The following is a 25136-nucleotide window of genomic DNA, read 5'->3' on the forward strand; positions in this document are numbered from 1 at the left end:
ATCGTAGTGAGGGCTAGGTCTCGTTGACAGACCCAGCTGCGTAGTGTGAGGCTCGGTCCATGACAGAGACCCAGCAGGCGACCCGCAGCCGTACCTTCACCTGGTCCGACCCGGCGCTGACGGCCGCGTCGCTCGGCGCGATCTCCGGCCTGGAGATGCTGCAGGCGATGCGGGACGGCAAGGTCCCGCCGCCGCCGATCCTGCAGCTCGTCGGCGGGACCGGGTTCGAGGTCGAGGAGGGCCGGGTCGCGGTGCTGATGCCGGCCGCCGAGTTCCACTACAACCCGCTCGGCACGGTGCACGGCGGCATCATCGCGACGCTGCTCGACACCGCCGCCGGCTGCACGGTCCACTCGACGCTTCCGGCCGGCGTGGGGTACACCTCGCTCGACCTGATGACCCGCTTCATCAAGCCGGTCACGGTCTCCTCCGGTCTGCTCCGGTGCGAAGGCGCGATGATCAGCCGCGGCCGCCGTACCGCTGCTGCCGAGTCCCGGCTGTTCGACGAGCGTGGGACCCTGCTGGCGCACGCGACCTCGACGTGCCTGCTCTTCGACCTCCCGTGACTGTCATTCCGGCGTACGCAGTGCGCCCGGCGCCGAGCCGGTCGCGGCCTTGACCTGGCGGCTGAGGTGGCTGACCGAGTCGTAGCCGGTCAGCTCTGCGATCGCCTGCAGCGTCAGCGTGGAGTTGCGGATGTGGCCGAGCGCGTGCCGCAGGCGCACATGTTGGAGCGCCGCGCGCGGGCTCGTGCCACGCAGTCGTGCGAAGGCGGCCCGTAGCCCGGACGGCGAGATGCCGAGCTCGGCGGCGACCTCGGCGACCCGGATGCCCGAGGCGAAGCGTTCCTCGAAGATCCGCTCGGCCTGCGCGACCAGTTGTTCGGCGGCAGTCACCGGCTCCGCGGCCGCAGCGCGGCGCAGCAGAAGGTCGAGCTCGTCGAGCAGCAGCGAGCACATCCGGTCGCTCTCGTCGCCGGGCTGCGCGCTCTCCCGGACGATGGCGTCGAAGACCCGGCCGAGGCTGCGCTCGCCGTCGTCGAAGCAGACCCGCGGCCACGGGCGCCCGGCCGCGGCGTCGACCTGCAGGAAGCGGTTGGCGTAGCCGGTCCGGCTGAGCTCGGCGTGGAACGTCCGCGGTGGCGTGAGCAGGACGGTGCCGGGCGTGGCGGCGTACGTCTCGTCGCCGATCGGGCACGTGATCCGGCCGCGCACGTAGTAGACCAGCTCCCACGAGGTGTGCGCGTGCGACGGATAGTCCTTGCCCGGACCGGCGGTGTGTACGCCGGCGCCGAGCAGCTGGAGCGATTTGTGCATAGTCGCTGTCGCCTCCTGCATTGTTTCCCAGGCACGTTCGATCGATGCTGACATCGATTCGTGCAACCTGTGAAGGAGTGCTTATGGATATGGCGACCGCACTGCACGACCTCGGCGTGACCGGCGACGTGCTCACCCAAGCCGAGAAGGACCAGCTCGACCGTGACGGGTTCCTTCCGCTCGAGGGAGTCCTCACGGCGGAAGAGGTGTCCGGCCTCAACAAACGCATGGCGGAGCTCACCGCCGCCGAGGGCGACCGAGCGGGTCTCGAGGTGCACCAGGAGAGGGGTACGGACCGGCTTGCCGACCTGGTCAACAAGGACCCGAGGTTCGAAGTCTGCTTCAGCCGCCCGCGGGTGCTGGCCGCGATGAAGCACGTGCTCGGCGAGTTCCGGCTGTCGTCGCTGAACAGCCGCGCAGCCCTGCCGGGGCAGGGGCATCAGGGCCTGCACGCCGACTTCGGCCACCCGGTCGAGCCCGGCGAGTACGAGGTGTGCAACTCGATCTGGCTGCTCGACGACTTCACCCCGGACAACGGCGCGACCCGCGTGGTGCCCGGCTCACACCGGCGCGGCACCATGCCCGGCGACGAGATGGCCAACCCGGGTGACGAGCACCCGGACCAGGTTCTGCTGACCGGCAAGGCCGGCACGGTCGTCGTCTTCAACAGCCACCTCTGGCACGGCGGCACCCAGAACCGGACCGACCAACCGCGGAGGGCGATGCACTCCTACTTCGCCCTACGCCATCTCCCGCAACAGCTGGACCAGCAGGCCTACCTCCGCGTCGAAACCTACAACCGCCTGACGCCGGCCCAGCGCTTCATCCTCGACGTCACCGGCACCAACTAGCCGGCCGGCTGCTGCTCCGCGCCGACGAGGCGGATGCAGGTGGCCAGACCGGAGATGGCTGCCTCGACCTCGGGCAGCTCGGGGTAGGTCGGGGCGATGCGGATCGTCCGGTCGTCCGGGTCGTCGCCGTACGGGTGGCTGGCGCCGGCTGGGGTCAGGGCGATGCCGGCGGCCTTCGCCTTCGCGACGACGGCGCGGGCGCAACCCTTCGGGACCTGGAGCGTGATGAAGTAGCCGCCGGCGGGGCTGGTCCAGGACGCCAGGTCGGTGCCGCCGAGCTCGGCGCTGAGGATCTTGTCCACGGCCTCGAACTTGGGCCGGATCAGCTCCGCCAGGTTCCGCATGTGCGCCCGCAGCCCGTCGGCGTCGCGCAGGAACTGCACGTGCCGCAACTGGTTGATCTTGTCCGGGCCGATGCTGCGCTTCGAGGTGTGGCTCAGCCACCAGGCGACGTTGGCGGGGGAGGACCCGAAGAACGCCACCCCGGACCCGGCGAAGGTGATCTTCGAGCTGGACCCGAACACGAGCGCCCGGTCCGGATGGCCGTGCTCGGCGCACAACGCCAGCACGTCGGCGATCTCGGACTCGGTGTCGGTCAGGTGGTGAACGGCGTACGCGTTGTCCCAGAAGATCCGGAAGTCCGGGGCCGCCGTCTCCATCGCCGCCAGCCGCCGCACCGTCTCGTCCGAGTACACCGTGCCGTCGGGGTTGCTGTACTTGGGCACGCACCAGATGCCCTTCACCTGCGGGTCCGCCGCGACCAGCCGCTCGACGACGTCCATGTCCGGTCCGTCCGGCGTCATCGGCACCGCGACCATCTTGATGCCGAACCGCTCGCAGACCGAGAAGTGCCGGTCATACCCGGGCACCGGGCACAGGAAGGTGATCTCCGGCTCGTCGACCCACCGTCGCTCCGCGCCCGGTACGACGCCCAGCAGCGAGAACACCACCGCGTCGTGCATCAGCTCCAGGCTGGAGTTGCCGGCCGCAAGCAGCTGGTCGACCGGCACCTGCAGAGAGCCGGCGAAGATCGCCCGCAGCTCGGGCAGCCCCTCCAGACCGCCGTAGTTGCGCAGGTCCACCCCGGCGGCCGACACCGGCTCGACGTCTTGGTCGAGCATCCCGTTCGCGAGATCGAGTTGCCGGGGTGACGGCTTTCCGCGCGTCAGGTCGAGCTTCAGCCCCCGCGCGACAAGGTCGTCGTACTCCTGGCGGGCGCGCTGCAGCTCATCGACGGTCACAGGATTTCCCTTTCTGCTCTGGCTTCGAACGGCCACAGCCTAATGACTCACCCCGGCGGCCCGCAGAAGATATCCACAGACCGGTCAGCGACCGCGCCGGCAGTTGGGGTACTTCGGGTCCCACGGCGGGCAGGTCGGGAAGCCCGGCGGCGGCTTGATCGTCGGTGGTGTCATCGGCGGTGTGGGTGGTGTCACCGGCGGTTGCGCCTTGCTGCCGTTGGACAGGTGCAGCGTCACGGTCGCACCGGCCGGAGCACCGTCCTCCTGCCGCGGCGTGGTGTAGGCGACCATCCCCGCCTGCGCGTCGGAGTCCACCGGCTCCGGCGCGACCTGCGCCTTGAAGCCCAGCTGCATCAGCTTCGCGATCGCCTCGGCGGGCGGCATGCCCTTCAGGTACGGCAGATCCTTCACGTTGCCGCGGATCGTCTTGTCGTCCGGCTGCACGAACTTGCTCGACGGCAGGCCCTGCAACGCTGCCTGCATCGCGGCCTGCCAGATCGGTCCCGCCGTACCGGAACCGGAGGCGTCGCGCATCTTCTTGCCGTTGAGCGTGTGACCGATCAGGTTGGTGTACTCCGGATCCGCGTCGGCCACCACTGTGGCGGCGGCCAGTCTGTTCGTGTAGCCCGCGAACCAGACCGCCAGATTGTAGTCGGTCGTTCCGGTCTTGCCGGCCAGATCGCTCTTGCCGAACTTCAGCTTGGCGCCGGTGCCGCCCGGCTCCATGACCTTCTGCAGGACGTAGTTCACGCCGTCGGCGACCGTCGGCGACAAGGCCCGCTTGCAATTCGGTCCCGGGGTCGGGACGCCCTTGCCCCGGCTGCTGGTGATCGCGGTAACCACCTGCGGCTTGCAGTAGATCCCGCGGGCCGCGAAGGTCGCGTACGCGTTGGACAGCATCAACGGGCTGACCAGGCCGGGCCCCAGCGTGTACGAGACGGTCTGCTTCAGCGGTTGCAGCGTCTGGGCGTCGTACATGCCGAGCTTGCCTGCAACGGTCGCGATCGGGCAGAGGCCGATCTGCTGGGACAGCTGCAGAAAGTAGGTGTTGGTCGACGCCCGGGCCGCGTCGATCATCGACGGGTCGGCGACCGTCTTGGTGGAGTTCTTCGGCTTGTAGTCGGGGTCGGACGTGGTGCCGCCGCCACAGGTGCTGAACTTCTTGTTGCTCAGGTCGATGGTCTGCGGCGAGGCGATCCGGTACGTCATCGGGACGCCTCCGCCGATCGCGGCCGCGATCGTGAACGCCTTCATCGTCGAGCCGTTCTGGAAGCCGCCGAAGCCGCCCGGGTACGACTTCTCGACGTTGTAGTTGTACGACGTCTGGCCCTTCTTGCTGCCGTACGTCCGGCTCTGCGCCATCGCCTTCACCAGGCCGGTGCCCGGCTCGACGACGGTGATCGCGGCGACCGCGGTGTCGGTCGGCTTGGAGTGCTTGTCGATCGAGGCCTGGGCCGCCTTCTGGATCTTCGGGTCCAGTGACGTGCGCACGATCAGGCCGGAGGTCTCGATGTAGTTCTCTCGGTCCTCGCTGGTCTTGCCCAACGCCGGGTTGTCCTTCAGCGCGGCGACGATGTAGTCGCAGTAGAACGGGTACTTCGAGTTGGCGCAGCCGCTCGGCACGTTGCGGATCTTGGCCGGGTCCAGCACCGGCGTCTTGAGCGCGTCCCGGGCCTCCTTGGCCGAGATGATGTTCAGCTCCTGCATCCGGCGCAGCACCACGTCGCGGCGCTCCTTGGCCCGCTTCGGGTTGTTGGTCGGGTTGTACCCGGTCGGGTTCTTCACCAGGCCGGCCAGCAGCGCGGCCTGCGGCAGGTTGAGCTTGGCCGCGTGCACCCCGAAGTAGTGCATCGCCGCCGCCTCGACGCCGTACGAGCGGTCGCCGAAGAAGGCGAGGTTCAGGTAGCGGTTGAGGATCTCGTCCTTGGAGTACTGCTTCTCGATCGCGATCGCGTAGCGGAGCTCGGCGACCTTGCGCTCGTAGGTCTCCGCGGTGGCGGCCTGGATCTCCTCCGGCGTGCGCGCCTTCGCGACCAGGCTGAGCTTCACGTACTGCTGGGTGATGCTGGAGCCGCCCTGCTGGACCGAGCCCTGGGACTGGTTGCGCAGCAGCGCGCGCAGCGTCCCCTTCGCGTCCAGCGCACCGTGCTGGTAGAAGCGGTCGTCCTCGATGGCGACGATCGCCTTCAGCATCACCGGGCTGATCTGCTTCAGCGTGACCGGCGTGCGGTTCTCTTGGTACAGCGTGGCGATCAGCGAGCCGTCGGCCGCCAGGATCTGGCTCTTCTGGGCCAGCGGCGCCGTCTGCAGGTCCTGCGGAAGGAACTGGACGGTGTCGTGCGCCTTCTCCGTGGTGACGCCGGCCAGGCCGGCGAACGGAAGCGCAAGTCCGGCGACGAGGGCGCCGCACAGACCGCTGACCAGCAGGAACAGGATCACCGATTGTGCAACGTTGGGCCGGGCGGGCTCGCCTCTGTGCATGGTCCGGCAGATTACGTCAGGACAGGCCTTTCCGGGAGCCTTTTCGTTACGGACTTTACTCAATTACCCAAAGATCTCACCGAGCGTGAGGGCTCGCTCACTTGATGACCTTCATGGTGAAGGCGGAGGTGACCCGCTGGACCCGGGGGATCGGGAGGACGTGGGTGCTGAGGAACGCCTCGTACGCGGTCAGGTCGGCGACTGCGACGCGGACGAAGTAGTCGGGTGTGCCGAACAGGCGCCGGAGCTCGGTGACCTCGTCGAGCGCGACCAGCGTCTGCTCGAACCGATCGACGGCCGCGGCGTCGTTGGCCTCGAGAGTGATGTTGAGCAGCACCTCGAACGACCGCCCCAGTGCAGCCGGGTCGAGCACAGCCCGGTAACCCCGGATCACCCCGTCGGCCTCGAGCCGCTGCACCCGCCGCAGACACGGCCCGGCGGTGAGCCCGACCCGCCCGGCCAGCTCGACGTTGGTCAACCGCCCGTCGCGGGTCAACTCTGCGATTATTGCGCGATCTACGGCATCCATGGCCTGATGATTGCACAGTGCGGCGTCCCGAGGGCAATCTTCGCAACCACCTCTCACTGCATTTCCGGGACCATGAAGAGGTGCCTCAAACTCTGCTGGTCCCTCGTTACGGCGCTGCCGGCGCGGGGATTCGTGATTCGTTCTCCGCCGGGCTCGGGATCTTCCCGCTCGGCATCGCGCTCGGCCTGCTCGTCGTCCAGGCCGGACTGCCGTGGTGGATCGCGCCGGCGCTCTCGCTGGCGGCGTTCGCCGGTTCGCTCGAACTGCTGCTCGTTGGCATGATCGCCACCACCGCGCCCTTGGCCGCGGTGGCGCTGACTGTTGTCGTGGTCAACTTCCGGCATGTCTTCTACGCGTTCTCGTTCCCGCTCGACCTGGTGAAGAACCGCTTCGCCAAGGCGTACGCCGTCTACGCGATGATCGACGAGGCGTACGCCGTACAGGCATCACTCGTGCCGTCCGAACGCTCGGCCAGCCGGCTGATCGCGATGCAGTTGACCTGCCAGACGTACTGGGTCGGCGGCGGATTCGTCGGAGTCGCGCTCGGTGCCGCCTTGCCCGCGCCGATCAAGGGCCTGGAGTTCGCACTCTGCGCGCTCTTCACCGTGCTCACGCTCGACGCGTTCCGCTCCCGGCGCGAGCTCCCATCCCTGCTGCTCGCCTTGGGCAGCGTTGTGGTCGCCCTGGTGCTCACGCCGGGAGCCGCGATGCTCACCGCTCTCGTCCTCTTCGTCGTTCTCCTGCTCGCCCGTCACGCCCTGAAGGTCGTCCATGCCTAGTACGTCGTACGTCGTTGCCGTCCTGGCGATCGTCTTCACCATCACCCTCGCGTTGCGCGCCGTACCCTTCGCGATCCTCCGCACCCTCCGTACGTCGACCGTCGTGCAGGAGTTCGCGCTCTGGATGCCGGTGGGCATCCTCGCCGTCCTCGCCGCCGCAGCCCTGCACACCACTGTCACCGAAGCCCCCGGCGCGATGCCCTACGCGATCCTTGCTGTTGGGGTGACCGCGGCCGCACATCTCCTCTTCGGTCGCCGGACCATCCTCAGCGTCGGGATCGGCACCACCACCTACGTCGTCCTGGTCAACGCAGTACCGCTGGGAGGGGGCCTGGGGTGAGGATGGTGAGGCGCTTGGTCGCTCGGGTGATGGCTACGTAGAGGTCGGAGAGGCCGCGGGGGGAGTCGGTGATGATCGTGGCCGGGTCGGCGATCAGGACGGCGTCGAACTCGAGGCCTTTGGACTGGGCCACGTCGAGCAGGGCGGCGCCGGCGTCGAGGACGGCCGGGTCGTGGCCGTGGGCAACGTCCGGGAGTACGGCGGCCAGCTCGTCGTACCGCGAGGCCGGGACGATGACCGCGAGCCGCCCGTCGTCGATCGCCTGGCGCTCGAACCTGATCGTGGTCACGAGCGCGTCCACGAACGCGTCCGCGGGCACCGAGTCGAGCCACGGCTGGGTGCCGGTCTGGCGGACCGAAGCCGGCGGGCTGAGCGACGGGTCGATCGCGGCCAGCACGTTCCCGGCGACGGCCATGATCTCGGTGGGCGTGCGGTAGTTCACCGTCAGCTCCGCGCTCCGCCACCGCCGCGGCGCGTACTTGTCCAGAACATCGGCCCACGAGGCGATTCCCGCCGCCGAGCCGGTCTGCGCGACGTCTCCGACCAGCGTCATCGAGCGACGCGGGCACCGGCGCATCAGCATCCGCCAGTCCATCGCGGACAGCTCCTGCGCCTCGTCCACGATGACGTGTCCGAACACCCAGGTGCGGTCGGACGCGGCCCGTTCGGCCACGGTGCCGGGGTTCTCGATCAGTTGCGTCCGGTGGTGGACGAGCGCGGCGAACTCCTCGATCTCCCACGGCTCGATGGTGATCCGGTCGGCGGTGAGCTCGATGTCGATGACGCCCCGGGCGTACTCCCAGTGGACCTGCTCGGCCGCCGCGTCGTCCGACTCCTTCCGGTTGCGTGCGGCAACGGTTCCGTCGGTGTCGCCGAGCAGCTCGGCCGCCTCGTCGAGGAGCGCGACGTCGGACTGCGTCCACTCGGCGTCGACCGGCCGCCGTACCGCTGCCAGCTCGTCGTCGGTCAGGTGCGGCGCCGCGGCCTTGAGTCGCTCCGGTGACGACAGCAGCACGGACACCAGGATCTGCGGCGTGAGCTCGGGCCAGAGCCGGACCAGTAGCGCCTGAACCTTGTCGTCCTCGGTCAGCTCCTTGCGGATGTCCTCGAGGTCCTCGGTCCCGAGATACCGCCGCCCGAGCCGATCGGCGATCTGATTGGTCAACGCCGTGAGAATCGCACGCACGAAGACGAGCCGAGCCCGGTTGTGCGGCCGGTCCGTGGCCCGGGCCCGCTCCCGAGCCTTCCGTACGACGCTCGGCCGCAGTACGAGATCATGCTGATCCACCTTCAGCTCGATCGGGGCCGTCGGCACCAGCTGGAAGTCACGCACGGCCCGCGCGAGGACGTCGGCCATCGCCTCGTCGCCCTTGACCCGGGCCGCCGCCTGGGACTCCGCCGCAGTCGCGTCTACGCCCGGGTAGAGCTCGCCGACAGTCGCCAGCACGACATCGGTCTCACCGAGCGAGGGGAGCACCTGATCGATGTAGCGCAGGAAGGTCGCGTTGGGCCCGACGACCAGTACGCCGCTCCGCGACAGCTGCTCGCGATGCGTGTAGAGCAGGTACGCCGCGCGATGCAGCGCGACCACGGTCTTGCCGGTGCCCGGACCGCCCTGGACCACCAGCACGCCGGGCAGCCCGGAGCGGATGATCTCGTCCTGCTCGGTCTGGATCGTCGCGACGATCTCGTTCATCCGGCCGGTGCGGCTCGCGCCGAGTGACGCCATCAGCGCGGCCTCGCCGATCAGCGTCCGGCGTTCGGGGTCGCCGAGTGCCTCCAGATCCAGTACGTCGTCGTCCACGCCGACCACCGTGCGGCCGTACAGCCGGATGTGCCGGCGCCGGGTGACGCCGAGCGGGTCGGCCGGCGTCGCGCGGTAGAACACCTGCGCGACCGGTGTCCGCCAGTCGATCAGGAGCGGGTCGTAGTCCTCGTCGAACAGCCCGATCCGGCCGACGTGGAAGCGCCCGCCGTCGCCGGTGTCGATCCGGCCGAAACACAACCCGCGTTCCACCGACGACAATTGCGAGAACCGTCCGGCGAACAGATCGGTGAAAGACTCGCGTTCGGCCCAGGCCTGCTCGGTCTCGGTGGTCTCCTCGCGCTGAACCCGCGCCAATTCCCCGCGGGCCCGCTCCCGGAGAACGTCGAGCCGGTCGTACATCCTCGTCACATCGCCTTGTTCCACGGCGATCTCGCGCACCAGCACCTCGTCCGTCACACTGCCCCCAATAGGTGTTTGCACAGAGCGGAATTTCCTGCTAATCTGTTATTAGATGCCCCACCGGGCGTCTTTTTTTATGTCTCCGCACAAACACACAACGGTACGCCGAATCGGCGCACCGGGCAACAAACCGTCGGTAGAAGAACAGGCGAGTGAGCAGGTCCGGCGCTGCGTCAGGCCGGGCGGTCGGCGGCTCTGGGCCGCGGGTAGTGGTTGGGCGCGGCCGAGGACCGGATGATCAGGGTCGTTGCCAGCTCCACATGGTGGGAGTCGACCTTTTCGCCGGCAGCCAGCTGCAGGGCTGTGCGTAGTGCTACGGCGCCCATCTCGCGCAGTGGCTGCTTCACCGTGGTGAGCGGGGGAGAGGCGAGCCGGGCGACCTCGGTGTCGTCGAAGCCGACCACGCTGAGGTCCTCGGGGACGCGCAGGCCGCGGGCGCGGGCCGCCTCCAGGATGCCGAGGGCGACCTCGTCGCTGCCGGCGAAGATCGCAGTCGGCCGGTCCGGCAGGTCGAGCATGGCGGCCCCGCCGGCCAGACCGTCGTCGTACAGGAAGTCCCGCAGCCAGATGTACTCCGGCGGCACCGGCGCGCCGACCGCGTCCATCGCGCTGCGGAACCCGCTCATCCGGGCCTGGTTGCAGCCTGAGGTCGGCGGACCGCCGATGTACGCGATCCGGTGGTGGCCGAGGGACAGCAGGTGCTGGGTGGCCGCCATCCCGCCGGCGAAGTTGGTCGAGCCGACGCTCGTCACGTCCGGCTGCGGGATGTCGATCGGATCGACGACCACGAGCGGCAGCCGGGCCCGGGACAGCGCGGCGAGGTCGGCGTCGGCGAGCTCGCTGGTGATGCCGATCGCGGCGCGCCGGCCGTTGCCGATCAGCTCCCGGATCCAGCGCGCGGCCCGGCCGGAGCTCGAGGTCTGCGGGTGCGGAGGATGGGCGTTCAGTACGACGTCCACGCCGGCCACCTGCCCGGCCTCGACGACGCCCTGGATCACCTCGACCGAGTAGGCGTTCAGCACACCCTGGAAGAAGAGCTCGACGCTGTCGCGCTCGACCGGCTCCGGCCGGCGGCCGACGTACCCGTGCTTCTCGAGGATGTCCTGGACCCGGGCCCGGGTGGCCGGCGAGACGTCGCTGCGGCCGTTGAGCACCTTGGAGACCGTGGCGACCGACACCCCGGCCGTGCCGGCCACGGTGGCCAGGGTGACGCGACCCTTCAACCGCGGCATCCCATCATCCTCCTCCTGCTCCCTCGGTCACCACCGGCGTCAACTCGACCGGGGTGGTCAGCACGCGATCGTGTCCCACCACCCTCACATCCCCGGTAACCCGGACAAAAGCCCGACACGGCAGGTCCAGTGACGACGTGCCGATCATCACCTCGACGTCACCCGGCTCGACGATTCGCTGCAGGTCCGGCCCGGTGTACGCGGTGCGATCGGCGTGCACACGGAAGGTGACATCGGCGGCCTCGCCCGGCTCCAGCGACACCCGCGCGAAGCCGGTCAGCTGTTTCAGCGGGCGGGCGATCCGGGCCACCACGTCGTGCAGGTAGAGCTGGACGACCTCGTCGCCGGCCCGGTCGCCGGTGTTGCGGACCCGGACGGTCGCGGTGAACTCACCGTCGTTCCCGATCTCGGTCGCGCTGACGCGCAGGTCGCCGACCTCGAAGCTGGTGTACGACGCTCCGTACCCGAACGGGAACAGCGGCCGCGCCTCCAGCCCGCTGATCCCGGCGCTCTCCACACTGCCGAGCGCGGGCTGCAGGTACGTGCCCGGCTGCCCGCCGACGTGGCGCGGGATCTGCACCGGCAGCTTGCCGCTCGGCACGATCCGCCCACTCAGTACGCCGGCGATCGCGGCCGCACCCTCCTGGCCGGGAAGGAACGCCTGGACCAGCCCGGCGAGTCGGTCCGCGAAGTCGCCGAGCGCGTACGGACGGCCCGAGACGACCACCACGACGACCGGCGTACCGGTGTCGAGCAGTTGGTCGAGCAGCTCGCCCTGTACGCCGGGGAGCCGCAGGTCCTCGGCGTCACAGCCTTCGCCGGAGGTGCCGTGGCCGAACAGTCCGGAGCGATCTCCGACGTACGCGATGCACAGCTCGGCGTCCCGGGCCGCCGCGACCGCGGCCTCGATACCGGACCGGTCGTCGCCGGTGACCTCACAACCCTTGGCGTGCACGAGCTCCGCGTCGCCGATCTCGTTGCGCAGGGCATCGATCTGGCTGGGGACGTCGATCCCGAAACCGCGGTCGGGGTAGCGGGGGAGCACGTGGTTCGGGAACGCGTAGCAGCCCATCAGCGTGCGCGGGTCGGCCGCGCACGGCCCGACCACCGCGATCTTGCGCAGGCCGGTCGCCAGCGGCAACGCCGTACCGGCGTCGAGGAGGATGACCGAGCGCTCGGCGAGCCGCTGGGCGATCTCCCGGTTCTCGGCCGAGTCGAGGTCGACGCCGCCCGCGCGCACCGAGCCCTCCGGGGTCCAGTCGGGATCGAGCAGGCCGAGCTTGACTTTCTGCAGCAGCAACCGCCGGGCCGCGCGATCGACCAGTTCCTCGGAGACGACACCCGACTGCACCTTCTCGAGCAGGCCGGCGAACCCGATGGTGTCCGGCAGTTCGACATCGGTGCCGGCCGTCAGCGCGACCACACCGGCGTCCGCATTGTCGGACGCGACCCGGTGCATCGACGAGAGGAACGGCACCGCCCAGTAGTCCGACACGACCGTGCCGCCGAACCCCCACTCCGTGCGCAGTACGTCGGTGAACAGCCACGGATCCGCACTCGCCGGCAGGCCGTCGATGTCGGAGTACGAGCTCATCACCGAGCCCGCGTCGGCCGTCGCGATCGCGGTCTCGAACGTCGGCAGGATGAAGTCGAGCAGCTCGCGACGCCCCATCGACACCGGCCCGTGGTTGCGCCCGGCCCTGGACGCCGAGTACCCGGCGAAGTGCTTCAGCGTCGCGACCACGCCGGCACTCTGCAGCCCGCGGACGTACGCCGACCCGAGCATGGCCACCAGGTACGGATCCTCGCCGATCGTCTCCTCGACCCGGCCCCAGCGATAGTCACGGACGACGTCGAGCACCGGCGACAACCCCTGGTGCACACCGACCGCGGCCATGTCGCGCCCGATCGCCGCGGCCATCCGCTCGACCAGCGCGGGATCGAACGTGGCGCCCCAGGCGATCGACGCCGGGTAGACGGTCGCGCCGTATGTCGTGAAGCCGGTGAGGCACTCCTCGTGGACCAGGGCCGGGACGCCGAGCCGGGATCCCTCGAGCACTACATGGTGCTGGCGGATCAGCTCCTCGACACCGTGCTCGACCGACTGCGGGACGCTGCCCCAGACCCGGGTGAGGTGGCCGAGTCCGTGCCGGCTCGCCTCCTCGAGCGACAGCGAGCCACCGGCCGCGAACACGTCCTCCATCGGCGCGACGTTGATCGTCTCCTCTTCGGGGAGCTCGTGGTCGGCCATGTCGTTACCGGCCCACCGGCTGCCGAGCTGCGCGACCTTCTCCGCCGGCGTCATCGCCTGCAGGAGCAGCTCGGCGCGCTTGTCGAGCGCGAGCGCGGGGTCGAGCCAGGGACGGTCCGGCACGCTGGAGGAGGTCGGCGTGGACAAGAAATTCTCCCTTAACCTGGGCCCTTTGCCGTGACAAAGTATCGAAAACTTTTCGAAGTTTCGGGGCGGCTCGCCGCCCTCGTCACGGTGCTCGGGAAGTCTATGGATCTCCTGTGACAGCAGGGAATCCGTGACCTCACTGTGACCCCAAACTGACGGTAGTTCAAGTCTTGACAGCGAAACTCTCGAAATCTACGTTACGAAACATAGTCTTAATCGGGGGGCCTTGAGCGCCCCGACAGCCACGCGCCGTGGAGCGGGTCCGCGGCCTGGAGTACGGAGATCACTGTGGATCCCATCACGACATCTCGGCGTTCCTTTCTCGGCCTGGTCGGCGGCGGCGCGCTCGCGGCCGGACTGGCTGCCTGCGGCACTTCCGGCCCACAGAGCTCCGGCGGCTCCACGGGTGGTGCGGCGGCCGGCAGCGGTGCGTCGTACTGGTTCCTGACCGGCCAGCCGCAGCAGGCGATCCGGGAAGCGCAGGTCAAGCGGTTCAACGACGCGAACTCGGGCACCCAGATCAAGTTCACCGAGTTCCAGAACGACGCGTTCAAGCAGAAGATCAAGACCGCGATCGGGGCCGGCCAGGGGCCGACGCTGATCTGGGGCTGGGGCGGCGGTGGCCTGAAGAGCTACGTCGACGCCAACCAGGTCGAGGACCTGACCTCGTGGTTCGGGGAGCAGTCGGCGCTGAAGCAGTCGATCTTCCCGTCCGCCTTCGGCGCCGCGACGGTCGGCGGCAAGATCTACGCGATGCCGGTCGAGACCACGACGCCGATCGTGCTGTTCTACGACAAGCGGTCCTTCCAGAAGGTCGGTGTCGAGCCGCCCAAGTCCTGGGGCGACATCATGGACCTGGTGCCGAAGTTCAACAACGCCGGCATCGCGCCGTTCTCGCTCGGCGGCCAGTCGCGCTGGACCAACATGATGTGGCTGGAGTTCCTGTTCGACCGGATCGGCGGCGCCGAGGTCTTCCAGAACATCTTCGACGGCAAGCCGAACAGCTGGTCGGACCCGTCGGCGCTGAAGGCGCTGGAGGAGATGCAGAACCTGATCAAGGCGAACGGCTTCATCAAGGGCTTCTCCTCGATCACCGCCGACTCCAACGCCGACCAGGCGCTGCTGTTCACCGGCAAGGCCGCGATGATGCTGCACGGCGCCTGGACCTACGGCAACATGAAGGCCTCCGGCGGCGACTTCGTCACCGGCGGCCACCTCGGCTACATGAACTTCCCGCCGGTCGACGGCGGCAAGGGCGACCCGAGCAACACGGTCGGCAACCCGGGGCAGTACCTGTCCATCTCCTCCAAGGCCAGCGCCGGCGAGAAGGAGACCGCGAAGAAGTTCCTGGCCAACAACACCCTCGACGACGCCTCGGTCGAGGCCTGGGTGCAGTCCGGCAACATCCCGGTGGTGACGAGCGCCAAGGACAAGCTGTCCTCGGTGACGGACAAGAACGACTCCGAGTGGCTGAACTTCGTCTACGACACCTCGGCGAACGCGAAGAGCTTCCAGCAGTCCTGGGACCAGGCGCTCAGCCCGACCCAGGCCGAGACGCTGCTCGACAACATCGCCAAGCTGTTCCAGCTGTCGATCTCCCCCCAGCAGTTCGCCGACAGCATGAACGCGGTGATCGGGCAGTGACAGTGCCTTTGGCCTCGCCTCCGGCTCGGCGGGTCATGGGGCCTTCGGCTCCCGGCCTTCCCTCGTCCCTCCGGTCGCTGCGCTCCCTCCACTCCTCAGTCCAGGCCGGGAGGGCCCCGTGACGACGACCGCTCCGCCTGTCCTGCCGGCCACTGGCCAAAAAGCTCCGTCCGGCGGCGCCGGGCGGAGCGGTTCCGTCGCCTGGATGGCGCTGCCCGCGCTGGTCATGTTCATCGCCTTCGGCATCGTGCCGCTGTTCGGTGTCCTGTTCCTCAGCTTCACCCAGTGGGACGGTCTCGGTGCGATCCACCCGGCCGGGTTCGACAGCTGGCGCTCGGTGCTCGACGACCCCGCGCTGCCGCACACGATCTGGGTGACGTTCGAGATCATGATCCTGTCCTGGGCGGTGCAGACGCCGATCAGCATGCTGATCGGCACCTTCCTGGCCGGCCGGCAGCGCTACCGCGGTTTCCTCGCGGTGCTGTTCTTCATCCCGCTGCTGCTCAGCTCGGCCGCGATCGCGATCACCTACAAGGCCCTGCTGGACCCGAATTTCGGGCTCGGCCCCGGGTTGAAGATCGGATTCCTCACCCAGGACTGGCTCGGCAACGAGACGCTCGCCCTCGGCGTGGTCATCTTCGTCGTGTCCTGGCAGTTCATCCCGTTCCACTCCCTGATCTACCAAGGCGGGGTCCGGCAGATCCCGACCTCGATGTACGAGGCAGCCGCGATCGACGGCGCCGGCCGGGTCCGGCAGTTCTTCAGCATCACCGTGCCGCAGCTGAAGTACACGATCATCACGTCGTCGACGCTGATCCTGGTGGGTTCGCTGACCTTCTTCGACCTGATCTTCGTGCTCACCGCCGGCGGTCCCGGTGACGCCACCCGGGTGCTCGCGCTCGACATGTACAAGCGCGGTTTCCAGGCGAACCTGATGGGCCCGGCGAGTGTGATCGCCGTTCTGCTGGTGCTTTTCGGCCTGGCGCTCGCGCTCTTGCTGCGAAGGCTCGGCGGGAGTTTGACGTCCAGCCAGCAGGAAGGTGCGTGACATGGCAGTGGCGACCACCGAGGCGCAGACGGCCGGCCGCCGTCCCTCCCGGGCACGCTTGAACGTCCGCAAGCTCCTGCAGCTCAACTGGTTCGGCGGCGCCGCGGCCTGGTTGTGGCTGGTGATCGTGATGGTCCCGCTGTACTGGATCGTGGTGACCAGCTTCAAGGACCAGACGGCGTACTTCAGCCAGAACCCGTTCGCGCTCCCGGCCGACCCGACGCTGGCGAACTACCGGCTGGTGATCGAGAACGACTTCGGCCAGTACTTCCTGAACAGCGTCATCGTGACGGCCGGCACCGTGATCCCGGCCGTCGCGATCGCGTTCATGGCCGCGTACGCGATCGTCCGGGGCGCCGGCAGCAGGTTCCTGGCCGGGATCAACGGCATGTTCCTGATGGGTCTGGCGATCCCGCTGCAGGCCACGATCATCCCGGTCTACCTGCTGATCATCCGGATGCGCCTGTACGACAGCCTGCTGGCGATCATCCTGCCGTCGGTCGCGTTCGCGATCCCGCTGTCGGTGCTGGTGCTGACGAACTTCATCCGGGACGTGCCGAAGGAGCTGTTCGAGTCGATGCGGGTCGACGGCGCGAGTGAGTGGGACATGCTCCGCAAGCTCGCCCTGCCGCTGACCCGGCCGGCCCTCGTCACGGTCAGCATCTACAACGGCCTGGCCGTGTGGAACGGCTTCCTGCTGCCGCTGATCCTGACCCAGAGCCCCGACAAGCGCACGCTTCCGCTCGGCCTGTGGACCTTCCAGGGGCAGTTCAGCGTCAACATCCCGGCCGTGCTCGCGTCGGTCATGCTGAGCACGCTGCCCATCGTCATCCTCTACGCCATCGGCCGCCGCCAGCTCCTCAGCGGCCTGACCGCCGGCTTCAGCCGCTAGCGATCCGCCAGCGCGCGGGTCGCAAGGACCGCGGCGATCAGGAGGACCGCCGACAACGCCGTCAGCAGAGTGAGTGGTACGGCGTTGTCGGCCGGCGAGTGCTCGTTGGACAGCAGCGTCATCAGCGGCCGGATCGGCGAGATCCAGCGGAGCAGCAGTACGGCGAGGATCGCCGCGGCCGCGGTCAGCATGGCGATCCCGATCCGCGGGATGACGAGGCGCGAGCACAGCAGGCCGATCGCGCTGCCGATCATCGCGGCGGAGAGCTGAGCCGCGGCGCCGACGGCGAGCGCGCCGACGGTCACGACATGCTTGCCGGTGACGATCGGGTAGGCGAGCCCAATCGCCAGCAGCGGGGTGCACCAGGTCAGGACCACGGCGACCGTGATCGCGAGGACGCGCAGCGAGTCGCCGATCATCACCAGGGTGATCTGGTGCTGGGTCGGCTCCTCGTGGTTGACGATGGCAACGGTCAGCCAGGTCGAGCAGACCAGCATCGCGAGCACGCAGAACGCGTAGGACGACTCGAGCGGGCCGGAGTCCGAGCTCGTGCCGACAGCCAGCGCGGCCAGGAAGATCAGGGTGGGTGGCAGATAGCGCTGGGAGAGCAGGACGCTGGTGATCAGGTAGCGGTAGAGAGCGGTCACTCGGACCTCACCTGGCGAACCGTGGTGACCGACCATCCGTGGTTCAACGCGGTCAGCAAGGCGGCGTCGTGGCGGCCGGTCGGTAGTGACAACGTGACGCCGTCGGCGTGCCGCCGTACCTCCAGGACGTTGGGTTGGGTGGTCCAGTCGAGCGGTTGGCCGGCCACCAGGGAGATCTCGGTGACGGAGGTTCGGGCTGAGGTGACCAGCCTGCCGTCGCGGAGCTCGCAGACTCGGGTCGCTGTCGAGCGGACGACGTGGTCGGAGTGCTCGGTGAAGGCGACCGCCGCGCCTGCCGCCGCGGTCTCGGCGAGAAGCTCGCGCAAGGTGCTGTGCGCGGTTGCGTCCAGTCCGGACCACGGCTCGTCGAGCACCAGCAGCTCGGGAGGTTCGAGCAACGCCTGGGCCAGTGCGACCTTCTGCGCGTTGCCTTTCGACAGCTTCCGCATCGGGGTGCCCGCGCCGCCCGCGAGGGCCAGCCTCTCCAGCAGTGCATCGGATCGCGCCTTGGCCGCGTGCGCGCTGAGCCCGCGGATCCGTCCCATGTGGCGCAGGTACGCCGACGCCGAGAGCCGATCGTGGGACGCGAACACGTCCGGCACGTAGCTGACGATCCGGGCACTCCGCCGTACCGTCCCCGACGTCGGCCGCGACAGGCCGACCATGAGCTTCAGGACGGTCGACTTGCCCGAGCCGTTCGCGCCGACCAGAGCGAGCAGCTCGCCGGCAGCGAGCTGCAGGTCGACGTCCGCGAGGACCTCACGCCGGCGGCCGTACCTCTTCGAGACCCTCCGCAGCCGCACTACCTCCATGGCGCGAGCCTATCCGGGCCTCGGGGTTCATCACGCGGGCCAGCGGCCGGGTGAGGACGAGCGAGACCAGCAGCGACACGGCGGCGAGGGCTGTGATCGCCGGGGCGGGGGAGGTGAGGTCGGCGAGCGCGCCGGCCAGGATCGCGACCACCCCGAACGTCGTCATCCGCAGCGCCGACTCCAGCCCGAGCACCTGCCCGCGGAGATCCGTCGGCGTCAGGTCGACGAGCACCTCCTGCTGGGACAGCGATGCCGCGTAGCCACTGCTGCCGAGTGCGACGAGCCCAGCAAGTACGGCGATGTGCAGGTCGAACGCGAAGCCGAGGAACGGCACGGCCAGCATGATGCGCAGCCAGCGCCCGGCCGTGCGGCGACCGGAGCGGCTGAGGAAGCGGCCGACGACCAGGTCGCCGGTCATCATGCCGGCGGCACCCGCGGCCAGCAGCCAGCCGGCGTCCGAACCGGCGTACGGGACGAAGAGGGCCTCGCAACCGACGACGAGTCCGTTGGGGAGAGTCAGGGCCAGCAGCAACGGGCGGGTCCGGGCCTGGCCGAGCAACCGCTGATTGCCGCGCCAGGTCTCCACCAGGCTGGTGCGAGCGAGGCGGCGCGGCTTCCGGTCGAGCAGGCCGAACCAGATCACCGGGATCGCCAGCGCCGAGCAGGCCGCGGCCAGCCAGAGAACGTCCGACGGACTGAGGGCTTGGAGCAACAAACCCGCTGTGCCGAAGCCGGCGATCTGCATCGCGCCGACCGACAGGTTCATCGCCGAACGGCCGAGGACGAACTGGTCCTGGCCGACGACCTCGTTCAGCAGGCCGGAGCGGACCCCGGAACCGATCGACAGTCCGTAGGCCACCAGCAGCGTGATCAGCAGCCGGAGCCCAGCGCCGAGGTCGAAGGCGGCCTGGACGGCGGCGGCGATTGTCGACAATCCGGTGAGCAGCGTCAGCACCCGGCGCGGCCGCGCGGTGTCCGCCGCGGACATCAGCGTGGACGCGCCCAGCACCTGGGCCAGCGACGGCCCGAACATCACCATCGCCGCCAGCAGCGCGGACCCGGTCGCGGCGTCGACCATCAGCGCGAGCGTCAGGCTCGTCATGGTCGCCGACGCGTTGCCGAGCGCGCTCCCGATCCACAGGCTGCGGAACTCCCGATTCGCGAAGATCTGCCGGTACGTCGTCATGCTTGTGAGGATCGACGGATGCACCGGCGCCGCCTACAGTTTCGGGTGGAGGCGAAACGTTGTCCGAGTTCCTGGCCGATGCCGACACCCTGGCGAACGCCCGGTTCGGCACCTCGCAGCTCACCGAGACGGTGTCCGCGCTGAAGATGCTGCGGGCGCCGACCGAGCCGTGGTACCGCGCGTGGAAGGACGCCCACGTGGCCGCGTTCCAGGACCAGTTGCGGCGGAACCCGGTCTGGGCGGCGATTGTCGACAACGCCTTCGGCCGGAGCTGGGTCGCCGACTTCATCACCGTCCCGCCGTTGGAGCCGGACCAGGTGCTGGCCGACGAGCTCGAGCTGATGATCAGCCTGGACGACGACCACATCCGGGCGGACCTGAGCGTCGTACGGACGCCGTTGCCGGACGTCCTGCTCGAGTCGACCGGCCTGGGCGGGCAAGCGGCCGAGCTGCTCACCTGGATCTGGACGGAGACGATCGAGCCCGAGTGGCCGCGGCGGTTGCGACTGCTCCAGGCCGACATCATGTCCCGGACGTCCCGGCTGAGTGAGCACGGCTGGTCCGGGGTGCTGGAAGGGCTCGGGCCGGATGTTCGATGGCTGGGCGACGGGCGGATCCAGATCAACCGTTGGGACTACCCGGTCACGGACATCCGCGGGCAGGACCTGATGTTCATCGCGGCGCACACCAGAGGAGTGAACGTGTCCTGGCGCAAGCCGGACCGGTTCGCGTTGACCTACCCCGTCTCCGGGATTTTCGCCGGCGCCGAACCCCAGACCGAGCCGCTGGTGCAACTGCTCGGCCGCAACCGCGCGCGGATCCTGGTCGAGGCCGCGAACCCGGTCAGCACGACGGTCCTGGTCGCCACGACCGGTCTGTCGCTGGCCACGGTGTCCGACCATCTCCGCGTGCTCACGGACGCAGGCCTCCTCGAACGCCGCCGATCCGGCCGCTCAGTCCTCTACTGGCAGTCCGACACCGGCCGCCGAGTCGCCCGACGACCGACGCCGAACCGCCGAAGACCCTAGGTGCCGCGGCCCGCCGGCGGCGTCAGGCGGGGACGACGTAGGGGAAGTTGGGTTGGCGGAGGCGGGTGGAGATGGAGGGCTTCAGGCCGGAGGGGATGGCGGTGCCGGCGACCAGGGAGAGCATCACCTCGGGGGCGTTGTCGGCGAGGGTGCGGCCGTTGCGGGTTGCGAAGCCGAAGGTGGCCGGGGTGCCGACGCGATAGGGGAGTACGTCGGGGAACAGTTGGCGGGCGACGGTTTCGCCGTACCCGTGCGGATCGTCCGACGGGCCGCCGGCCGCGACGACCGCGGTGACGCGTTCGGCCAGGTTCTTGCCGTCGGCCTCGAAGTCCTGGGAGGGGTGCCGGGTGTTGGCCGGGTAGGTGAACCGGGTGTCGTCGGGCCAGAAGATCGGCCACATCATCGGGTGACCGGCACGGTTGATCTGCCGCCACCCACCGGCGTCGGTGGCCAGCTTCGTGGTGCACCAGACCCCGATCCGGGCGCCGGGCCGCAGCACCGGGTGCTGGTGCGAGATCTCCAGCACGATCGACTCGACGGTGGTGCCGGCGAAGCTGTTCTGCGCCTGCTCGGGCTGCCAGCCGGACAGGTCGACAGCGGTCCCGTCGTGTACGGCGGCATTGACCCGGGCCAGCAGCGCCAGATCGATGTAGAAGGAGTCCGCGATCAGCCCGGCCCACAGCCGGATACCCGGCCCCTCGACCGGCTGACCTGCGTCGCCCTGCAGGACCAGCTCGCCCTCGGCGTCGTCGTTCGAAGCGTCGTCGCCGGTCAGCACGTGCACGGTCAGCGGCTGCCCGCCGTACACGTCGCGCTCGTCGAAGGACACCCGGTAGGTGAGCGTCTCGGTCTCCGCGTCGTCGACGTGCACCTTGAACTCGTAGCGGGCCTCGGAATGGAAGCCGGGCTGGACGTCGGGCTCGGTGATCGTCGAGTTGACGTCCATGACGAACACCGTGCTCTCGTGCCCCGGGAACACGTACAGGTCGTCGATGTAGAGCTGGCCGTTCTGCCGGGCGAGCGGTGTGTCGAGGTGGTGCGACATGCTGGCGGTCTCCCTGTGATCGGTGCCCTTGGGTGGGCTCTGCCGTCGAGCATCGTCGCCCCCGCTCGGGCGGGGTACCCGGCAATCCGGCAACTGCTCATAATCAGTGGTTATGAGCGAACCCCTGCCGGATCTCGACAGCCTGATGCTGCTCACGCTCGTCGCCGAGCTCGGCAGCCTCGGCCAGGCCGCGGACCGGCTGCAGATCAGCCAGCCGGCGGCCAGCAAACGGCTCAGCATGCTGGAGCGCAGGCTCGGGCTGCCGCTCGCCGAACGCGGAACCCATGGCTCGGTGCTCACTAACGAAGGCAAAGCCGTCTGCCAATGGTCCGAGCGCGTGCTCGGCGAAGTCCACACCCTGATGGCCGGCGCGACGGCGCTCCGTACGGCCCGGGACCAGGACCTGCGGCTCGCGGCCAGCATGACGCTCGCCGAGAACTTCCTGCCGGCCTGGCTCGCGGAGCTGCAGCGGCAGTCGCCCGGCGTTCAGCTCAGCCTGCGGGTGACCAACTCCGAGCAGGTGACCGAGCTTGCTGCCCGTCGCGAGATCAGCATCGGGTTCACCGAAGCGCCCACAGTGCCTCGTGGGCTCAGCTCGCGGACCGTTGCCACGGACCGGCTCGCCGTCGTCGTCGCCCGGTCGCACCCGTGGGCACGCCGTCGCCGGCCGGTGCCGCTCACCGAGCTCGCCGAGACGCCGTTGATCGTGCGCGAACACGGGTCGGGCACTCGGGAGACCCTGGACCGCATCTTCGCGACCGCGAAGCTTGAGTCGGTGCCGCCGTTGGTCGTGCTCGAGGTCAACGCCGCCGTACGCAGCGCGGTTGCCGCCGGCATCGGCCCGGCCGTACTCAGCGCTGCGACCGTGCAGAACGATCTCGCCCTGGGACATCTCATCGAGGTGGAGCTCGCCGACGCCGACCTGCACCGACGACTGCGCGCCGTCTGGCCCAAGACCCACGCCCTGCCGGTCGCAGCCGAAGATCTGCTCCGGATCGCTACGGCAGTTCGAGGTCGGTTGCCAGGGGGAGGTCGGTGACGGAGGAGCCGGCGCGCAAGGTGAAGCTGCCGGGTTCGGTGGTCCAGCCGTTGTCCCAGTGGTCGAAGGTGCGCTCGTGGAGTTGGACCGTGATCTCGCGGGCCTGACCAGGCTCGAGGCGTACGACGGTGAACCCGGCCAGCCAGCGGGTCGGGCGATCCACGGTGGACTCGGGCCGTTCGGCGTACACCTGGACGACGTGCTTGCCGGAGCGGTCGCCGGTGTTGTGCACGGTCAGCGCGACCGACGACGGGTCGACGGCGCGGAGGTCGGACAGCTGCCAGGAGGTGTAGCCGAGGCCGTGGCCGAACTCGTACGCAGGCTGCGTGCCGGCCCGGAGCCAGGCCCGGTAGCCGATGTGGATGCCTTCGTCGTAGCGGACGACTCCGTCGCGCGGCGTCACGTCGATGACCGGTACGTCGGACTCCGCGACCGGCCACGTGGTCGGAAGCCGGCCGCCGGGCTCCACCCCGCCGAGGAGCACGTCGGCCAAGGCGTTGCCGTACTCCTGGCCACCGAAGTAGGTGACCAGGAGCGCGGCAACCTCGCCACGCCAGGGCAGCAGCACGGGCGAGCCTGCGTTGACGACCACGACCGTGCGCGGGTTGGCCGCGGCGACGGCCCGGACCAGGTCGTCCTGGAGACCGGGAAGTGCGAGCGTGCTGCGGTCGTAGCCCTCGGACTCGACCTTCGAGTTCGTGCCGACCACCACGACGGCGACATCGGCGGCCCGGGCTGCCGCGACGGCCTCGTCGATCAGCGCCTGCGGGTCCGACGGGTCGGGCTCCACGCCGACGGTGATGCTGAGCGCGTTGCTGAGACCGCCTTCGCGGGTCGGCAGGTCGAGCTCGACGCGGACGTCGACCGACTGGCCGGCGGTCACGTCGAGCGGCGTGGAGATCGACGGCGGTGACAGGATCGCCGCGCCGAGGTCAGTGCCGACCGGGACCGCGGTGGCCTCGTGCAGAAGCTTGCCGTCGGCAAAGATTCGGCCGTGGCCGACCGACGCGAACCCGAGCAGCACCGAACCGGACTCGGCCGGCGTGTACGTCGTCCGGAACTCGAAGACCGCGGCCTCGGTGATCGGCGCGTTCCCGCCGAGGTAGACCAGCGCGCTGGAGAACCGGTCCTCCGCGAACAGCTCGGAGCCGTCCGCGTCGAGGAACCGCGCCCGGGCACCGGGCTCGCCGGTCGCCGTGTTCGTCATGGTGGCCAGCGGCAGCTCCGCAACGCCTTCCTGCACGACCGCGCCGAGCGAGTACGTCACCTCGGCGCCGGGCAGGGCAGCGCGAATCCCGTCCAGCGGCGAGACCACGGACGCCGGGATGACAGTCGCGCTTCCGCCGCCCTGGGTCCGCGCGTCCCGGGCGTTGTGCCCGATCACCGCGACCCGCTGCAGCGCCCGAGAGCTCCACGGCAGCTCGCCGTTGTTCTGCAACAGCACCGAGCCTTCGGCGGCCGCCGTACGCGCGAACGCGACACCGTCCAGCTGCGGAACCTCGGCCGGCTTCTCGGAGCCCTCGAGAGCGCCGACCCGGGCGGCCAGCGCGAGCAACCGCAGCACCTTGCGGTCGATCACGTCTTCCTCGATCTCCCCGGACCGGATTGCCTCGACCAGGGCGTCCCCCCACGCCCCGGTCGGTCCCGGCATCGCCAGGTCCTGCGAGTGCTTGGCACTCTCCAGGCTGCGTACGGCGGTCCAGTCGCTCACCACGACCCCGTCGAAGCCCCACTCGCTGTTCAGTGGGGTCTCGAGCAGCTCGTTCTCCGAGGCGGTGGCGCCGTTGATCGAGTTGTAGGCGCTCATCACCAGCCACGCCTTCGACTCGGTGACCGCCTTCTCGAAGGCCAGCAGGTACAGCTCGCGCAACGCCCGGTCGCTGACGACCACGTCGGCGGTGAAGCGCTCGGTCTCGAAGTCGTTCGCGACGTAGTGCTTCGGGGTCGCGCCGACACCGAGCTCCTGCACACCGGCCACGTAGGCGGCGGCGAGCTCGGCGGTCAGGACGGGATCCTCGCTGAACGCCTCGAAGTGCCGCCCGCCGAGCGGAGACCGGTGCAGGTTGATGGTCGGCCCGAGTACGACGTCCACGCTCTTGCGACGCGCCTCGAGTGCGGACACCACGCCGTAGCGGTGTGCGATCTCGAGGTCCCACGACGACGAGAGCGCGGTCGCCGAGGGCAGGTTGAGCGACGGGTCGCGCTCGTCCCACACTGCGCCGCGGACACCGCTCGGGCCGTCCGACAGCACCATCGACCGCAGCCCGATCCCGGGGAGCGGATGGGTGGACCAGAAGTCCTGGCCGGTCAGGATCCGGACCTTCTCCTCGAGGCTCAGCCGGTCGAGCAGTTCCTTGACGTCGCGCATGCGTGTCACTCTACGCGCCAAAACCGAGTGATG

General features: G+C 69.3%; 21 protein-coding genes. 9 read left to right on the plus strand and 12 right to left on the minus strand.

The genetic code is table 11. From position 1 onward, the window contains the following. Positions 1-59 precede the first annotated feature (59 nt). The gene (locus ACIBGM_RS01395; protein WP_396384102.1) at positions 60-566 is read left to right on the plus strand and encodes a PaaI family thioesterase; all 507 of its coding nucleotides are present in this window, start codon (positions 60-62) and stop codon (positions 564-566) included. A 3-nt stretch (positions 567-569) separates the two neighbouring features. Here ACIBGM_RS01395 and ACIBGM_RS01400 read toward each other — a convergent pair whose 3' ends face one another. Continuing rightward, positions 570-1316, minus strand: coding sequence for an AraC family transcriptional regulator (locus ACIBGM_RS01400; protein WP_360515282.1), 747 nt, complete (start codon positions 1314-1316; stop codon positions 570-572). 83 nt (positions 1317-1399) lie between these two features. On the opposite strand from ACIBGM_RS01400, the gene ACIBGM_RS01405 reads away from it, so the two are divergent. Continuing rightward, entirely contained in the window at positions 1400-2167 is a 768-nt protein-coding gene (locus ACIBGM_RS01405; RefSeq protein WP_396384103.1) for a phytanoyl-CoA dioxygenase family protein, read from the plus strand. Here ACIBGM_RS01405 and ACIBGM_RS01410 read toward each other — a convergent pair. The 3 genes from ACIBGM_RS01410 to ACIBGM_RS01420 form a co-directional block, all read right to left on the minus strand. Beyond that, the gene (locus tag ACIBGM_RS01410) at positions 2164-3408 is read right to left on the minus strand and encodes an aminotransferase class I/II-fold pyridoxal phosphate-dependent enzyme (RefSeq protein WP_396384104.1); all 1245 of its coding nucleotides are present in this window, start codon (positions 3406-3408) and stop codon (positions 2164-2166) included. The genes ACIBGM_RS01405 and ACIBGM_RS01410 overlap by 4 nt on opposite strands. Positions 3409-3492: 84 nt before the next feature. Then, the gene (locus tag ACIBGM_RS01415; protein WP_396384105.1) at positions 3493-5889 is read right to left on the minus strand and encodes a penicillin-binding protein; all 2397 of its coding nucleotides are present in this window, start codon (positions 5887-5889) and stop codon (positions 3493-3495) included. Between the two features lie 97 nt (positions 5890-5986). Beyond that, positions 5987-6418, minus strand: a complete 432-nt coding sequence (locus ACIBGM_RS01420) for an Lrp/AsnC family transcriptional regulator (protein WP_396384106.1) — start codon at positions 6416-6418, stop codon at positions 5987-5989. Between the two features lie 80 nt (positions 6419-6498). Here ACIBGM_RS01420 and ACIBGM_RS01425 point away from each other — a divergent pair, with 80 nt between their 5' ends. Beyond that, positions 6499-7197, plus strand: a complete 699-nt coding sequence (locus ACIBGM_RS01425) for an AzlC family ABC transporter permease (RefSeq protein ID WP_396384107.1) — start codon at positions 6499-6501, stop codon at positions 7195-7197. Beyond that, complete coding sequence (locus tag ACIBGM_RS01430) at positions 7190-7537, plus strand: AzlD domain-containing protein (RefSeq protein ID WP_396384108.1); 348 nt, start codon at positions 7190-7192, stop codon at positions 7535-7537. Before ACIBGM_RS01425 ends, ACIBGM_RS01430 begins: the two co-directional genes overlap by 8 nt. Here the strand turns inward: ACIBGM_RS01430 and ACIBGM_RS01435 are convergent. The 3 genes from ACIBGM_RS01435 to ACIBGM_RS01445 all read right to left on the minus strand — a co-directional run bounded on the left by ACIBGM_RS01435 (position 7503) and on the right by ACIBGM_RS01445 (position 13394). Continuing rightward, a complete protein-coding gene (locus tag ACIBGM_RS01435; RefSeq protein ID WP_396384109.1) occupies positions 7503-9761 on the minus strand; it encodes a HelD family protein in 2259 nt (752 codons plus the stop codon). The two genes, ACIBGM_RS01430 and ACIBGM_RS01435, sit on opposite strands and share 35 nt — an antisense overlap. A 176-nt stretch (positions 9762-9937) precedes the next feature. Further along, positions 9938-10996, minus strand: a complete 1059-nt coding sequence (locus tag ACIBGM_RS01440) for a LacI family DNA-binding transcriptional regulator (protein WP_360515306.1) — start codon at positions 10994-10996, stop codon at positions 9938-9940. Between the two features lie 4 nt (positions 10997-11000). Then, on the minus strand, positions 11001-13394 hold the full coding sequence (locus ACIBGM_RS01445; protein ID WP_396384110.1) for a glycoside hydrolase family 3 N-terminal domain-containing protein: 2394 nt from the start codon (positions 13392-13394) through the stop codon (positions 11001-11003). Positions 13395-13682: 288 nt separating this feature from the next. Between ACIBGM_RS01445 and ACIBGM_RS01450 the strand changes: the two genes are divergently transcribed. The 3 genes from ACIBGM_RS01450 to ACIBGM_RS01460 all read left to right on the plus strand — a co-directional run bounded on the left by ACIBGM_RS01450 (position 13683) and on the right by ACIBGM_RS01460 (position 16978). Continuing rightward, complete coding sequence (locus tag ACIBGM_RS01450; RefSeq protein WP_360515312.1) at positions 13683-15038, plus strand: extracellular solute-binding protein; 1356 nt, start codon at positions 13683-13685, stop codon at positions 15036-15038. Between the two features lie 118 nt (positions 15039-15156). Beyond that, positions 15157-16086 carry a carbohydrate ABC transporter permease gene (locus tag ACIBGM_RS01455; RefSeq protein WP_396384111.1) on the plus strand — a complete coding sequence of 310 codons (930 nt, stop codon included), beginning with the start codon at positions 15157-15159 and terminating at the stop codon, positions 16084-16086. Between the two features lies 1 nt (position 16087). Next, positions 16088-16978: a carbohydrate ABC transporter permease gene (locus ACIBGM_RS01460; RefSeq protein ID WP_360515318.1), complete on the plus strand. Its 891-nt coding sequence runs from the start codon at positions 16088-16090 to the stop codon at positions 16976-16978. On the opposite strand, the gene ACIBGM_RS01465 is transcribed toward ACIBGM_RS01460, so the two are convergent. From ACIBGM_RS01465 to ACIBGM_RS01475, 3 genes are read right to left on the minus strand one after another with little or no spacing between them, the layout of a single operon-like run. Continuing rightward, entirely contained in the window at positions 16975-17625 is a 651-nt protein-coding gene (locus ACIBGM_RS01465; RefSeq protein WP_396384112.1) for a hypothetical protein, read from the minus strand. The two genes, ACIBGM_RS01460 and ACIBGM_RS01465, sit on opposite strands and share 4 nt — an antisense overlap. Continuing rightward, entirely contained in the window at positions 17622-18437 is an 816-nt protein-coding gene (locus ACIBGM_RS01470) for an ABC transporter ATP-binding protein (RefSeq protein ID WP_360515324.1), read from the minus strand. Before ACIBGM_RS01470 ends, ACIBGM_RS01465 begins: the two co-directional genes overlap by 4 nt. Next, entirely contained in the window at positions 18385-19623 is a 1239-nt protein-coding gene (locus tag ACIBGM_RS01475; protein ID WP_396384113.1) for a hypothetical protein, read from the minus strand. The genes ACIBGM_RS01470 and ACIBGM_RS01475 overlap by 53 nt, the downstream gene beginning before the upstream one ends. Before the next feature lie 59 nt (positions 19624-19682). On the opposite strand from ACIBGM_RS01475, the gene ACIBGM_RS01480 reads away from it, so the two are divergent. Then, positions 19683-20651 carry an ArsR/SmtB family transcription factor gene (locus ACIBGM_RS01480; RefSeq protein ID WP_396384114.1) on the plus strand — a complete coding sequence of 323 codons (969 nt, stop codon included), beginning with the start codon at positions 19683-19685 and terminating at the stop codon, positions 20649-20651. Positions 20652-20673: 22 nt separating this feature from the next. On the opposite strand, the gene ACIBGM_RS01485 is transcribed toward ACIBGM_RS01480, so the two are convergent. Next, entirely contained in the window at positions 20674-21696 is a 1023-nt protein-coding gene (locus ACIBGM_RS01485; protein WP_396384115.1) for a DUF4331 family protein, read from the minus strand. A gap of 112 nt (positions 21697-21808) precedes the next feature. Between ACIBGM_RS01485 and ACIBGM_RS01490 the strand changes: the two genes are divergently transcribed. Then, on the plus strand, positions 21809-22735 hold the full coding sequence (locus ACIBGM_RS01490; RefSeq protein WP_396384116.1) for a LysR family transcriptional regulator: 927 nt from the start codon (positions 21809-21811) through the stop codon (positions 22733-22735). On the opposite strand, the gene ACIBGM_RS01495 is transcribed toward ACIBGM_RS01490, so the two are convergent. Continuing rightward, on the minus strand, positions 22695-25103 hold the full coding sequence (locus ACIBGM_RS01495; RefSeq protein ID WP_396384117.1) for a beta-glucosidase: 2409 nt from the start codon (positions 25101-25103) through the stop codon (positions 22695-22697). The two genes, ACIBGM_RS01490 and ACIBGM_RS01495, sit on opposite strands and share 41 nt — an antisense overlap. Between the last annotated feature and the right edge of the window lie 33 nt (positions 25104-25136).

Origin of the sequence: Kribbella sp. NPDC050470 (assembly GCF_044458365.1) — a bacterium.
In the GTDB taxonomy this organism is placed as follows: domain Bacteria; phylum Actinomycetota; class Actinomycetes; order Propionibacteriales; family Kribbellaceae; genus Kribbella.

Coding starts and splice junctions, on each gene's coding strand:
- ACIBGM_RS01405 (WP_396384103.1), top strand. CDS start 1,400: ATGGATATGGCGACCGCACTGCACGACCTCGGCGTGACCGGCGACGTG.
- ACIBGM_RS01475 (WP_396384113.1), bottom strand. CDS start 19,623: ATGACGACGTACCGGCAGATCTTCGCGAATCGGGAGTTCCGCAGCCTG.
- ACIBGM_RS01470 (WP_360515324.1), bottom strand. CDS start 18,437: ATGGAGGTAGTGCGGCTGCGGAGGGTCTCGAAGAGGTACGGCCGCCGG.
- ACIBGM_RS01420 (WP_396384106.1), bottom strand. CDS start 6,418: ATGGATGCCGTAGATCGCGCAATAATCGCAGAGTTGACCCGCGACGGG.
- ACIBGM_RS01490 (WP_396384116.1), top strand. CDS start 21,809: ATGAGCGAACCCCTGCCGGATCTCGACAGCCTGATGCTGCTCACGCTC.
- ACIBGM_RS01495 (WP_396384117.1), bottom strand. CDS start 25,103: ATGCGCGACGTCAAGGAACTGCTCGACCGGCTGAGCCTCGAGGAGAAG.
- ACIBGM_RS01440 (WP_360515306.1), bottom strand. CDS start 10,996: ATGCCGCGGTTGAAGGGTCGCGTCACCCTGGCCACCGTGGCCGGCACG.
- ACIBGM_RS01400 (WP_360515282.1), bottom strand. CDS start 1,316: ATGCACAAATCGCTCCAGCTGCTCGGCGCCGGCGTACACACCGCCGGT.
- ACIBGM_RS01485 (WP_396384115.1), bottom strand. CDS start 21,696: ATGTCGCACCACCTCGACACACCGCTCGCCCGGCAGAACGGCCAGCTC.
- ACIBGM_RS01430 (WP_396384108.1), top strand. CDS start 7,190: ATGCCTAGTACGTCGTACGTCGTTGCCGTCCTGGCGATCGTCTTCACC.
- ACIBGM_RS01415 (WP_396384105.1), bottom strand. CDS start 5,889: ATGCACAGAGGCGAGCCCGCCCGGCCCAACGTTGCACAATCGGTGATC.
- ACIBGM_RS01460 (WP_360515318.1), top strand. CDS start 16,088: ATGGCAGTGGCGACCACCGAGGCGCAGACGGCCGGCCGCCGTCCCTCC.
- ACIBGM_RS01395 (WP_396384102.1), top strand. CDS start 60: ATGACAGAGACCCAGCAGGCGACCCGCAGCCGTACCTTCACCTGGTCC.